The organism is Oceanisphaera avium (assembly GCF_002157875.1).
GTDB lineage: Bacteria > Pseudomonadota > Gammaproteobacteria > Enterobacterales > Aeromonadaceae > Oceanimonas > Oceanimonas avium.
The window spans coordinates 784042-797804 of record NZ_CP021376.1 but is presented as its reverse complement, the minus strand read 5'-3'; the positions used below and the strand labels follow the sequence as shown (position 1 = coordinate 797804).

At 46.3% G+C, this 13763-nt stretch carries 8 protein-coding genes and 4 tRNA genes; 8 read left to right on the top strand and 4 right to left on the bottom strand.

Annotated elements, in window-relative coordinates; genetic code table 11:
• Positions 1–68 precede the first annotated feature (68 nt).
• The 8 genes from CBP12_RS03605 (at position 69) to CBP12_RS03570 (ending at position 13055) form a co-directional block, all read left to right on the top strand.
• On the top strand, positions 69–527 hold the full coding sequence (locus CBP12_RS03605; RefSeq protein WP_086963033.1) for a GAF domain-containing protein: 459 nt from the start codon (positions 69–71) through the stop codon (positions 525–527).
• An 87-nt stretch (positions 528–614) separates the two neighbouring features.
• Positions 615–1232, top strand: a complete 618-nt coding sequence (proQ, locus tag CBP12_RS03600) for an RNA chaperone ProQ (protein WP_086963031.1) — start codon at positions 615–617, stop codon at positions 1230–1232.
• 10 nt (positions 1233–1242) lie between these two features.
• Positions 1243–3249, top strand: coding sequence for a carboxy terminal-processing peptidase (prc, locus tag CBP12_RS03595; protein ID WP_086963029.1), 2007 nt, complete (start codon positions 1243–1245; stop codon positions 3247–3249).
• Between the two features lie 89 nt (positions 3250–3338).
• The gene (gene pepN / locus CBP12_RS03590; protein WP_086963027.1) at positions 3339–5945 is read left to right on the top strand and encodes an aminopeptidase N; all 2607 of its coding nucleotides are present in this window, start codon (positions 3339–3341) and stop codon (positions 5943–5945) included.
• Positions 5945–6169, top strand: a complete 225-nt coding sequence (locus CBP12_RS03585) for a DUF2835 family protein (protein WP_086963025.1) — start codon at positions 5945–5947, stop codon at positions 6167–6169. The genes pepN and CBP12_RS03585 overlap by 1 nt, the downstream gene beginning before the upstream one ends.
• 299 nt (positions 6170–6468) lie before the next feature.
• Positions 6469–11304: an NAD-glutamate dehydrogenase gene (locus tag CBP12_RS03580; RefSeq protein WP_086963023.1), complete on the top strand. Its 4836-nt coding sequence runs from the start codon at positions 6469–6471 to the stop codon at positions 11302–11304.
• Between the two features lie 85 nt (positions 11305–11389).
• A complete protein-coding gene (gene pyrD / locus CBP12_RS03575; protein ID WP_232455185.1) occupies positions 11390–12373 on the top strand; it encodes a quinone-dependent dihydroorotate dehydrogenase in 984 nt (327 codons plus the stop codon).
• A 145-nt stretch (positions 12374–12518) separates the two neighbouring features.
• Positions 12519–13055: a cell division protein ZapC gene (locus CBP12_RS03570; protein ID WP_086963019.1), complete on the top strand. Its 537-nt coding sequence runs from the start codon at positions 12519–12521 to the stop codon at positions 13053–13055.
• 216 nt (positions 13056–13271) lie between these two features.
• Here CBP12_RS03570 and CBP12_RS03565 read toward each other — a convergent pair.
• The 4 genes from CBP12_RS03565 to CBP12_RS03550 all read right to left on the bottom strand — a co-directional run bounded on the left by CBP12_RS03565 (position 13272) and on the right by CBP12_RS03550 (position 13761).
• Positions 13272–13348: transfer RNA gene (locus tag CBP12_RS03565), tRNA-Met, on the bottom strand.
• A 57-nt stretch (positions 13349–13405) separates the two neighbouring features.
• Positions 13406–13482 (bottom strand) — tRNA-Met (locus CBP12_RS03560).
• Positions 13483–13539: 57 nt separating this feature from the next.
• Positions 13540–13616 (bottom strand) — tRNA-Met (locus CBP12_RS03555).
• A gap of 68 nt (positions 13617–13684) precedes the next feature.
• Positions 13685–13761, bottom strand: a tRNA-Met gene (locus tag CBP12_RS03550).
• Positions 13762–13763: the final 2 nt, after the last annotated feature.

The window sequence follows — 13763 nt, the reverse complement described above, 5'->3', positions numbered from 1 at the left end:
ACCATCACTGGGTTTTCATTTGAAGAAAGGACAGGTAAGTTAAGTCATCTTTATTCGGTGTTCTGTGTATGTCTAACAAATTAGAATTTTATCAAAGTTTAACCGCCCAAGCTCACGCCTTATGTGAAGGTGAGCCTAATCGGCTGGCCAAGTTGGCTAATTTATCCGCGCTACTCAATTTAGCAGTGCCGGATATTAATTGGGTTGGCTTTTATTTTCGTGAGTCAGACAGCTTAGTGCTGGGGCCTTTTCAAGGCAAGCCTGCCTGCATGCGCCTACCCTTGACAGGCGGTGTCTGTGCTAAAGCCGCTATAAGCGGTGCCATCCAACGTGTTGCTAATGTACATGAGTTTGCGGGCCACATCGCCTGTGATGGCGCAAGTAACTCAGAAATTGTATTGCCGATGAGAGAAAATGGAGAAATTTGGGGGGTGTTGGACATTGACAGTCCCACATTTGATCGCTTTGATGAAGAAGATGAAAGGGGGTTGGGGCTTTTAGTGGCGAGCATTAGCTCCTTACTGTAACGTCGGGGTCGCTTTTGTCTGTGCGCTCTTTATAATATGTGCAGTTTCGTGGGCGGTGCGCCCTTAGGTCTTAAACCAAGGTATTTCATGGAAAACTCGGAAAAATTAAAAAACAGTAAAGAAGTTATCGCTTATTTAGCGGAACGCTTCCCGCAGTGCTTTATCGCTGATGGCGAAGCCAAGCCTTTAAAAATTGGTATCTTTCAAGATCTCGCCGCAGAGTTAGGTGAGGATCCTAAAGTCTCCAAGACCTTATTGCGCACGGCTTTACGTCAATATACGTCAAGCTGGCGCTATCTTCATGGCTTAAAAGCGGGACAAGTCCGCGTAGGCTTAGAAGGTCAAGCGTGCGGTGAGTTAACCGAAGAGCATGTAGAGCATGCTAAAGGCGCGCTAAAAGAGAGCAAAGAAAAAGTCTTTGGTGCTCGTAAAGATAAACCAACGGCAAAAAAATCTAAGCCTAAAGCAAAAGCACAGCCTAAGAGCGAGCCAAAAGCCAAAGCAACGTCTGACACCGCTGCTTCACCTTCTGCTAAGGCGACGCCGGTTGATCCTGCCACCTTAAAAGTAGCGCAAGCGGTGCGGGTGGTACTGGGCTCAACGCCAGTAGCGGGAACAGTGAAAGAAATAACTCGCGATGATGTGCAAGTGGAATTACAAACCGGTCTTTCACTGCGCGTTAAATTTGAGCATCTTATTCTTTAAGGAGTAGGGTTTGATCAATCACGGAATTCGTTTGTCCTTGGTAGCCGCCGGCATCATGGCGGCGAGTATTGCTTGGGCGGTACCGCCGGCCACGGATGCTTCAGCCATTCCTGTATTGGCACCAGAAAGTCAGCATGCGGCTGCCAGCAAGCGGGTTACCGCGCTGTTCACCCGTTCCCATTATCGTCAATTTAAACTTGATGATGCGTTTTCTGAACTGATTTTTGATGGCTATATCGAAAGCTTAGATTTTGGCAAAAACATCTTTACGCAAGCCGACATCAACCGCTTTAAGCGCTATCAAGATAGTTTTGATGATGCGCTTAAAGCCGGTCAGCTTGATGTGGCTTATCAGATGTATAACGAAAGCTTAAAAAAACGCTATCAGCGTTTTGTATATGCCCTTTCTTTGCTCGATAACCCCATCACTTTTGATGAAGATGATCACTACCAATTTGATCGTCGTGAAGCAGACTGGCCTAAAAACCAAGCTGAGCTGGATGCGCTTTGGCAAAAAAGAGTGAAATACGATGCCCTAAGTTTGGCCTTAACGGACAAAGACTGGGATGAAATTAAAGAAACGCTGACTAAGCGCTATAACAATGCCATTAAACGCTTGGCCCAAAGCGAAAGTGAAGATGCCTTCCAAAGCTTTACTAATGCTTTTGCCAGAGCCATAGAGCCGCATACTAGCTATTTAAGCCCACGTAATGCTGAGCGCTTTGAGACGGAAATGAATTTGTCTCTAGAGGGCATCGGTGCGGTATTACAAAGCGAAGATGACTACACAGTGATCCGCTCTTTAGTACCGGGTGGGCCGGCGGCGAAGTCTGGCGAGTTACAGCCTGATGACCGTATTATTGGCGTAGGTCAAGACCCCAATAAGATTACCGACGTTATAGGCTGGCGCCTAGATGAAGTAGTGGAGCTTATAAAAGGCAAAAAGGGCACGCAAGTTTGGCTTCAAATTCAACGAGGTAAAGCGGTTACCGGCCCGCCTAAGCAAATTGAACTTACCCGCGATACGGTGCGCTTAGAAGACAGAGCGGCCAGTGGCAAAGTGATTGAAGTCAATGATGAAAACATTGGCGTGATTGAAATACCGAGTTTTTACGTGAACTTAAGTGCTGATGTTGCTAAAGAGATCGCTAAGCTTAAAAAAGAAGACATTAAGGGCTTAGTGATTGACTTACGGGGCAATGGCGGCGGTGCTTTAACGGAAGCCTCGACCTTAACTGGCCTATTTATAAAAAGTGGGCCTGTGGTGCAAATCCGCGATGGCTTAGGGCGTATTTCTGTGAATGGCGATGATGATGAAGCCATTGCCTATGATGGTCCTATGACAGTATTAGTGGATCGTTATTCGGCCTCGGCATCAGAAATTTTTGCCGCCGCACTAAAAGATTATGGCCGCGCACTGATTTTAGGTGAAAACACCTTCGGTAAGGGTACAGTACAACAACATCGCAGCTTGTCGCGGATGTATGACTTGTATGAACACCCCATGGGATTTGTACAATTTACTATTGCCAAGTTCTATCGTATTAACGGCGGCAGTACGCAAAATAAAGGGGTTAAACCTGATATTGCTTTTCCCACCCCCGTGGCTGCAGACGATACCGGTGAAAGCCTAGAAAAACATGCATTGCCTTGGGATCAAGTGGAGAGTTTAGACTTTAAGCCCGTCCAAGACTTATCTTCTGTTATTGGGCCACTTCGCCAGCGCCACCAAGCGCGGATTGAGCAAGATCCTGAGTTTGCTTATGTATTTGAAGACATAAAAGAATACAAAAAGCTAAAAGATAAAAAGTCCGTCTCGCTAAATCTAGAAGAGCGCAAAGCTGAGATGCAAGAGCAAGATGCTAAATCATTGGCCAGACTCAATGACCGTTTAAAACGGGCGGGTCTCGATACTGTGTCTGACTTAGATGCTGCACCCACTGACTTTGAGCCTGATGATGGCTTTCTAGAAGAAGCGGCGCGCATCACCGCCGACCTCGCGCACTATAAAGACTAATTAATCATGCCCAACACCGTGTTTTAGGCTGTTGGGCTTTTTTATTGGCGCCCCGTTATGCATCTGTTGCCCACTATTGAGGTTTTTATATGACCCAGATAAATCCTACTGTCCAATACCGTGAAGATTATCAAGCGCCTCATTATTGGATTGACACCCTAGACTTGGATATTCAGCTGCATGATAGTGCCACCCAAGTGGTCGCCATTAGTCGCGTTCGTCGCCACGGTGAGCACGATGAGCCATTAGTGTTAGACGGTGAGCAACTGACCTTATTAGAAGTCGCGGTTAATGGCGTTGCGTTTAACCAATATCAGCAAACCGAGCACAGTTTAATTTTATCGCAACTGCCCCAAGAGTGCGTATTAACCATTAAAACCGAGCTTAATCCCAGTGCTAATACTGCTCTTGAAGGCTTATATAAGTCGGGCAGTGCTTTTTGTACCCAATGTGAAGCACAAGGTTTTCGCCGCATTACCTATTATCTAGACAGACCGGATGTATTGGCCCGCTTTAGCACGCGCATTACTGCGGACGCCACCAGCTGCCCTTATTTACTATCTAACGGTAATAAAGTTGATGCGGGAGTATTAGATGATGGGCGCCACTGGGTACAGTGGCAAGATCCCTTCCCTAAACCTGCCTACCTGTTTGCTCTGGTGGCCGGGGATTTTGATGTGCTGCGAGACCGTTTCACCACCCTGAGTGGCCGTGATGTAGCACTAGAAATTTTTGTAGATAAAGGAAACTTACACCGCGCCCATTTTGCGATGCAAAGCTTAAAAGCGGCCATGGCATGGGATGAGCAACGCTGTCAGTTAGAATACGATCTTGATATCTACATGATAGTGGCGGTGGACTTTTTTAATATGGGAGCCATGGAAAATAAAGGCTTAAACGTCTTTAACTCCAAATTTGTGTTGGCCGATGATAAAACTGCCACCGATGCCGATTATTTAGATGTAGAGCGGGTGATTGGCCATGAGTATTTTCATAACTGGACGGGAAATCGCGTCACCTGTCGCGATTGGTTTCAACTTTCTCTTAAAGAAGGCTTAACGGTTTTTCGTGATCAAGAGTTCTCGTCAGACTTAGGCTCTCGCTCAGTCAATCGGATTCAAAATGTACGCATGTTACGCAGCTTACAATTTGCTGAAGATGCGGGGCCCATGGCGCATCCTATTCGCCCCGATGCCGTCATTGAAATGAACAACTTTTATACGCTGACAGTGTATGAAAAAGGGGCCGAGGTGATCCGCATGTTGCACACCCTAGTGGGTGAAAGTGCGTTTCAGCGCGGCTTAAGCTTATATTTACAGCGCTTTGATGGCCAAGCAGCCACCTGTGAGGACTTTTTAGCGACCATGAGTGAGGCGAGTGGGCGCGATCTTACTCGCTTTAGCCGCTGGTACAGTCAATCGGGTACACCAGTATTAAAGGTGCGCGATCACTATGATGCAAATCACCAGCGTTATAGCTTAACTGTGAGTCAGGTTACCCCGCCTACTCATGATCAAAGCCAAAAGCTGGCGTTGCATATTCCACTGAGCGTGGCCTTATATACTGAGCAAGGTGAGCCCTTAACCTTAACGTTACAAGGTCACAGTGTTAATCCGGTATTGGATGTAATAGAAGCGGAGCAAGAGTTTATTTTTGATAATGTGCCCAGCCAACCGGTGCCCGCACTTTTACAATCTTTTTCAGCGCCGGTGAAGCTTGATTATCCTTATAGCGATCAGCAACTGAGTTTGCTAACGATGCACAGCATTGATGAGTTTGTACGCTGGGATGCCATTCAAACGCTGATTAATAATGCGGTGCTTGCTAATGTAGCACAGCGCCAAGGCGGCGCTTTAAGCTCTGTACCTCAGTCTTTACTCGAGGTGTTTACTAGCACCTTACAAGATAGCAGCCTCGATCCTGCGCTAGCAGCCGAGATGCTTACCTTGCCCACTATCAACAGTTTACTTGAGCTATTTGAGCAAGTAGATATTAGTGTGGTGGGAGAAGCTCATGCACAATTGCAACAGGAATTAGCCACTCGCTTGGCACCGTTATGGCGCCAAGCCTATCAGCAAAATCAAACGCCTAATTATCAAGTTGAGCATACCGATATTGCTAAGCGCGCGTTAAAAAATGTAGCGCTAGGCTATTTGGCATTGGCGGGTGAGGAAACACACGCCCAACGCCAATATCAGCAAGCAGATAATATGACCGACACTTTAGGTGCCATGAAAGCCGCCGTTCACGCTAAGCTTGCCTGTGCCGGAGCTATGTTGGCGGATTTTGAGCAAAAATGGCAACACGATGGCTTAGTGCTCGATAATTGGTTTCGTTTACAAGCGACTATGGAAGATGGCGCTGCGGTGGCGCGCATTGATCAGTTAATGGCTCATCCTACCTTTAGTTTAACTAATCCTAATCGGGTACGTGCCGTGATAGGGGCTTTTGCTAATGGTAATCCTCTGGCTTTTCATGCCATTGATGGCAGTGGTTATGATAAGTTAGTGTCGGTGTTAGTCTTGCTCAATACCAGTAATCCGCAAATTGCTGCGCGCCTGATTACACCGCTTATTCAATTTGCGCGACTAGATGATCAGCGCCAGTCATTAATTAAAGCACGCTTACAACAGTTGATGGACTTGCCCGACTTATCTGGGGATTTATACGAAAAAATCGCTAAGGCTCTTGCCTAATGCGACGGCTGCGCTTTCACTTGGCTATTTCGCCAGCGCAGCTATTAAGCTATTACCAAGGCCGCCATGCGGCCTTGTCGGTACACACAGAGCAAGGGGTGCGGCTGCAAATTGGGCTGCATCACTTTCGTCCTTTTGTTAGCCACCAAGGTTTGCAAGGCTATTTTGAAATAACCCTAGATAATGATAATGCCTTTCAGCAACTCCTGCGTCTTACTCACTAATCCCCAATCCCCAATCCCCAATCACTAGTCACTGATCTTTTCGTCTATTCAGCTGCGTTTTATAAACGCTCTAATAACTATTCAAAAATTGCGCTAACTTATTCATAAGCTTGCAAATACCGATCGGGTTTGAGACAGTAGCTAACTTTAAAATATTCGCCAACCAAGTGATCGAGTCGATACTTTGACCGCATTTCTACGGCCCTTACTCGCATTCAAAATAGGGCGGGCATACACTGTTGCATTGCGCTAGGGCTCACGCTCTATTGGCTCTTGCTTGTATTCGAGGAAGATAACTGATGTCATTTACACCCCCAGCAAGATCCGTTTTGCTCGACAAAGTAACGGAGCAGGTTAGTCAAAAATTTCCAGAGCAGCTTGCTCCGCTAGTGAATCAATTTATTACTGAGCTCTACAGTGGCATTACCGACTATGATCTCCACCATCGCAATGCCAGCGATGTGTATGGTGCCACCATTAATCTATGGCAAACGTTTGCCAATCTTGAGCACACCGCTCCTTATGTGCGCGTTTATAATCCCGAGCTGCAGCGCCACGGCTGGCAATCGCCTCACACTATAGTTGAAGTGTTGTGCCCAGATGCGCCGTTTTTAGTGGACTCTATTCGCATGGTCTTGGCTCGCTTAGAGATGAAAGCCCATTTTATGTTGCACCAGCCCATGCAAGTAATACGCAATGAACAGGGCCAACTTAGCGACATACTATCGCGCCAAGTAGCGGATAATGTTCATCCGTTGGAAACGGCGTTCTTAATTGAAATTGGTCGCTTAAATGATGAACAAGCGCGTAACACTCTTCAGCAAGAATTACTGAGTGTGGTAAAAGAAGTGTTGCAAGTGGTAGCGGACTGGCAGCCGATGATGACATGCTTAACTGAGGTGATAAACACCTTGCCTAGCCAACAAAGCAGCGCGCCAGCCCAAGAAGTGACTGAGACACTGGATTTCTTAAACTGGGTAGCCAATAACAATTTCACGTTAATGGGTTATCGCCGTTATCGCTTAAGCGGCGAGGGTGAGCAGCAAACCTTATTACCCGAGCTAGACACTAGCTTAGGTTTATTACGTAATGCCAGCCAAGCACAACCTTTAGCACTGAGTAGTTTAAGTCCTGATGCTCGAGCTGCTGCCCTAAGTCCTCATTTATTAATCTTAACTAAAACCAACCATCAATCGCGCGTACATCGCCCCTCATATATCGATTATATCGGCGTTAAGCGCTTTGATAAGCAAGGTAAAGTGGTGGGTGAAGACCGTTTTATCGGTCTTTATGACGCTAATATTTATCAGCTTAATGCCCGCACCATTCCCTTGATTGGCGCAAAAATTGAGCGGGTGCTCGCCCACTCCAACTTAGTGGCCGGCAGTCATGCTTATAAATCACTGGCTAATATTTTAGAAAGCTACCCGCGCGATGAATTAATTCAGGCGAGCGAGCAAGAGCTGGCCGCTGTGGGCTTGGGTGTGCTCGGCATGCAAGAGCGAGATTTAACACGTCTTTTTGTGCGCCGTGATTTATATGGCCGTTTTTTCTCCTGCGTGGTTTATGTTAGCAAAGAGCGTTTTAATACTGCGCTGCGCAAAAAGACTCAGGCACTGTTAAAAGAATATTTTGGTTCTGAAGAAGCCGTGCAATTTAGCACCTTTTTTTCTGAAGGCGTCTTAGCCCGCACTCATTATTTAATACGAGTGTCAGATAACGCAATGGACATTGATGTGAATAAAATTCAAGCAAATTTAATTGAAGCCGCACGCAGCTGGGAAGACCAATTTAGTGAAGCGCTCATCCAAAGCAAAGGTGAGGCCCAAGCCAGTGCGCTATTTAGCAAATATGGCCATGCTTTTGGTCGTTCTTACACAGAGCGGATCATGCCAGGCTCAGCGGTAGCAGACATTGAAAAGCTAGAAGAGTTAAGTGACAGCCAACCGCTAGGGATGTTGTTTTATCGTGCCCAAGAAGAAGCACCGGACTCTAATCGGGTGCGCTTAAAGCTGTATCACAAAGATGAGCCTATTCACTTATCCGATGTATTGCCTATGTTAGAAAACTTAGGGCTGCGCATTATCGGCGAAACACCTCATCAAGTGAGTACCGCTGACGACACCTTCTGGATATTAGACTTTTCCATGTCGTATCCTGGCGGCCCCTTAGATTTGGAACATTGCCAAGCGCGTTTTCAACACGCCTTCGCCAAGGTGTGGGGCAGGGAGCTGGAAAATGACGGCTTTAACCGCTTGTTGTTAGCCAGTGATTTAACGGGGCGCGAGATAAGTGTTTTGCGTGGGTATGCTAAGTATATGCGCCAAATTGGCGTGAGCTTTAGCCAACAATATATTGAAGAAACTCTGGCCCGTTATCCGGCTCTCGCGCAGTTGCTTTTTAAGTTATTTGAGCAGCGTTTTTCTTTAGTTCAGCCCTTTGATGAAGCCGTTCAGCAGCAGTTGCATGATCAGTTAATGCGAGAGCTCGATAATGTGGCCAACCTCGATGATGACCGTATTATTCGCCGCTTTATGGAGGCCATTGAGGCGACACTGCGCACTAACTTTTATCAAACGACTGAGCAGGGTGAGTACAAGTCGTATATCTCTTATAAGTTAGCGCCAAGTACCATTAGTGAAATGCCAAAGCCGCTACCCATGTATGAAATTTTTGTGTATTCCCCTCGGGTAGAGGGCGTGCACTTGCGCTGGGGGAAAGTGGCCCGTGGCGGCTTGCGTTGGTCTGATCGTCGTGAAGACTTTAGAACCGAAGTATTAGGTTTAGTGAAGGCGCAGCAAGTAAAAAATACCGTCATTGTGCCTGCGGGCGCTAAAGGCGGCTTCGTCTGTAAGCAATTGCCCCAAGGGGATCGCGCTGCTTTCTTAGCAGAAGGTAAAGCCTGTTATCGCTTATTTATTCGTGCCTTATTAGATGTCACCGACAATATTATCGATGGCCAAGTGGTGCCCGCAAAAGAAGTCGTGCGCTTTGATGATGACGATTATTACCTCGTCGTTGCCGCTGACAAGGGCACGGCTACTTTTTCAGATATCGCCAATGAGATTAGTGCCCAATATCAGCATTGGTTAGGCGATGCCTTTGCCTCAGGTGGCTCTGTGGGCTATGACCATAAAAAAATGGCCATTACCGCGCGCGGTGGTTGGGAGTCAGTGAAGCGCCATTTCCGTGAGTTGGGAATTGATTGTCAAACCACCGATTTTACCGCGGTAGGGGTGGGTGACATGGCGGGCGATGTGTTTGGTAATGGCATGTTACGCTCTAAACATACTCGTTTAGTGGGCGCCTTTAACCATTTGCATATCTTTATCGACCCCAATCCCGATGCGGCTACCAGCTATCAAGAGCGCGAGCGACTGTTTAATACTCCAGGCTCTAGCTGGCAAGACTTTGATAAAAACGTCATCTCCAGCGGGGGCGGTGTATTTGAGCGCTCGGCCAAGTCCATAAGCTTAAGCCCAGAAATGCAGCACTTACTGGCTACGGATAAAACCAGCCTGACACCCACCGAAGTTATTCGCCATTTGTTAACGGCCAAGGTGGACTTATTATGGAATGGCGGTATTGGCACTTATGTAAAATCAAGCTCTGAAAGTAACAGTGAAGTGGGCGATCGTGCCAATGACGCGGTGCGCGTTAACGGTAATGAGCTGCAAACTCGTATTGTGGGCGAGGGCGGAAACTTAGGCTGTACTCAATTAGGGCGCATTGAATACGCGAATGCCGGTGGGCGGATTAACGCCGACTTTATTGATAACGTAGGCGGCGTAGATTGCTCCGATAATGAAGTAAATATTAAGATTTTGCTAACCACCTTAGTCGATAAAGGTGAGCTGTCGATGGAGCAGCGTAATCAGTTGCTGTATGACATGACAGATGAGGTGGCTCAAATTGTGCTGACTAATGCCTATCGTCAGTCGCAAACTATTTCTATAACCGAGGCGAAAGGGCCTGCTGCGCTTAAAGAGCAACAGCACTTTATTCAATGGTTAGAGCGCCAAGGTAAATTGGATCGCCAATTAGAATATCTGCCAAGTGATGATGAGTTATCTGAGCGCATGGCAGCAGGGCGTGGGCTGACTCGCCCAGAGCTGGCGATTTTAGTGGCCTATGCCAAGATGTCGTTAAAAGACACCCTCAATATCCCTGACATTACCAACAATGACTACATAGCTCAGTTATTACCCTTAACGATGCCCAGCTTGTTAGTGGAGCGTTTTGGGGATGCCTTAATGCACCATCCTTTGCGCGGTGAAATTATTGCCACGCGCTTAGCCAACATTCTGGTTAATGACATGGGCTTTAACTTTGCCATGCGTTTACAAGAAGAAACTGGCGCCAGTATGGCGGATATTGCACACAGCTTTATGATTGCACGCGATGTGTTTGGCATGGATGCTTTATTGCGCGATATTGAAGCGCTCGATAACCAAGCGCCGGCTGAAGTGCAGCTGACCATGTTTAACCAGGTGCGTCGCATTATTCGCCGTGCTACCCGTTGGTTATTACGAAGCCGCGATCGTAGCTTATCTATTACTGAGAATATTGCTCAGTTTAAGCCCGCCTTTGCTTGTTTAGCCGAACAACTACCTCAGCTGTTAGTACCGTCTGAGGCGAGTGCCTTGCAAGAAGCAATAGATGAGCTGACAGAGCAGGGGGTCTCACCCACAGTGAGTCAGCGTATTGTCTTTTTAAGTCGCTTGTTTTCTGTTTTTGACTTAGCTCAAATTGCGAAACAACAAGATAAAGAGCTGACGAGTGTGGCACGGTTATATTTCCACTTAGGTGCCGAGTTAGAGTTGCATTGGTTCTTAGAGCAAATTAATCAGCAAGCCGTCAGTAATCATTGGCAAGCCCAAGCGCGTGCCGCCTTTAGAGAAGACTTAGATGAGCAGCAACGCAATCTCACGGCGGTGATTTTGAAACATTGTAAAGGGGAAGATGAATGCGCTAATATGCTGGCCCAATGGCTTGAAGAGCATGATAATGCCCTTAATCGCTGGCGCCAGTTGTTGACAGACTTTAAGGTGTCGTCTAGCCATGAGTTTGCTCAATTTTCTGTGGCCCTTCGTGAGCTTAACTTATTGCATTTGCATTGCCTAAACGCCGTTTAAACTAAGGTGTCGCATTCAAAGCCCTGGCTCAGACCAGGGCTTTTTTATAAGGATAATAACTGTGTATTCACTGGCTAAGCCGTTAATGTTTCAATGTGATCCTGAGCATATCCACGAGCTCACTATTAAAGGATTAGCAAAAACGCAGCACAATGCACTCGCCGCCCTCTATCGCCGCCCCGCGATCGTTAATCCGGTATCATTAATGGGCTTAACGTTTGCTAATCCGGTAGGTTTGGCTGCAGGCCTAGATAAAAATGGGGATTGCATTGATGCGTTTGCTGCTATGGGCTTTGGCTTTATTGAAATTGGCACTGTGACGCCCAAAGCACAAGCGGGTAATGATAAGCCGCGTTTATTTCGCATTAAAGAAGCGGACGCCATCATTAATCGCATGGGCTTTAATAATCACGGTATTGATTATTTAGTAGAAAATGTAAAGCGCGCGCGATATAGCGGTGTGTTAGGTATTAACATTGGCAAAAATAAAGACACGCCCATTGAGCATGGTAAAGATGATTATATTATTTGTATGGAAAAGTCTTATGCCCATGCGAGCTATATTACGGTCAATATTTCTTCCCCTAATACCCCAGGCCTTCGCTCGCTTCAATATGGTGAAGCACTGGATGATTTATTAGGCTCTTTAAAAGCTAAACAAGGCGAATTAGCCTTACAACACCATAAGCAAGTACCGTTATTGGTTAAAATAGCACCTGATTTAACCTTGGCGGAAATAGAGCAAGTCGCCGATAGCTTAGTGCGTTTTAATATCGATGGCGTCATTGCTACCAATACTACGCTAGACCGAGACTTAGTATTTGATTTACCTCATGCCCATGAGGCCGGTGGCTTAAGTGGCCGGCCTGTACAAAATAAAAGCACGCTGGTTATCCAAGAATTGTCGCGTCAATTAGCGGGACGCTTACCTATTATTGGCGTAGGGGGCATAGACTCATTAACGGCGGCCCGAGAAAAAATAGCCGCGGGAGCCAGTTTAGTACAGATATATTCAGGCTTTATCTATCAAGGTCCAAGGTTAATTCAACAACTCGCGCGTCATTTATAGTATTTGCTTGAGCGTTGCAATTTACCTTTTATGCTAAATACGTTATAAACAGCAATATAAATTGCATATCGATAACTAGTTTGCATATAACAAGCTAGTATTAAGTATCGAGTAGACTCTCGTACCATAAAAAGGTGTGACTAGGATGTTACTTCAACCAAATGATCAGTGGCGCTGGTTTATGGGCGAAGACCAACACCTAATGCTGGACTTAGGTGAGGACATGCTGTTTAGCAGTCCTTACCTTGCTAAGCATTTAGTGTGTTCAAGCTCATTAGAACAACGCTTTTCAGTAGAAGATACCGGATTATATTATCGATTTTTAGACAGCCTAACAGGCATGGGCTCTTCGGCGCAGCGAGTGCAAGCGGCATTAAATGGGGTGGCGGTAGCGCGTTTTTATAAACCATTAATGCCCCAAAGTTGGTTTTTTGAGCCTCAAGCAGATTATCATCAACCCGAGTTAGGGGAATTAATTGGCCTAGATCTCGTTGATGAACAACTTATTATGATGGTAGTAGAAACTTCACCGGCGGCGTGTGTGTGCATCTCTTTATCAGGCAAACGCCTATTAGGAGGCAGTAAACAGTTACCAAATTTTGGCGCTATTAAAGTGATGAACGATCGCTTAGTCAGCTTAGATAAACTCAGCGAGTTACAAGAAATAAGGCAAGTGGGTTAACTTACAGACGTTAACTCGTTTGATAGTCAATAGCACAAAGCCAACAGCAGGGTAACTACTGTTGGCTTTGTGCTGTGCGTTAATTAGTATTTTTTTGCACAGTAAAAATGAAGTTTGTATTTATTGAGTTTCTATAAAGCTAACAAGATAAAAATAAGAAAATACCGAGAAGTAAAGAGAGGGAAAGCGAAAAGTAGGGCGTTTTAAATATCGAAGTGGTTGCGGGAGCCGGATTTGAACCGACGACCTTCGGGTTATGAGCCCGACGAGCTACCAAGCTGCTCCATCCCGCGTCCGATACTTAATATATTACAATTAATCTTTACTAATAAAAAGTGCTGGTGATTAAGTGGTTGCGGGAGCCGGATTTGAACCGACGACCTTCGGGTTATGAGCCCGACGAGCTACCAAGCTGCTCCATCCCGCGTCCGATACTTAATAAATTATAATGAATCTTTACTAATAAAAAGTGGTGGTATTTAAGTGGTTGCGGGAGCCGGATTTGAACCGACGACCTTCGGGTTATGAGCCCGACGAGCTACCAAGCTGCTCCATCCCGCGTCCGATACATAAACGCTACTATTTTTTATTTATTAGTGATTACTACTTTTTATCATTTGTTACTGAGTTGGTTGCGGGAGCCGGATTTGAACCGACGACCTTCGGGTTATGAGCCCGACGAGCTACCAAGCTGCTCCATCCCGCGTC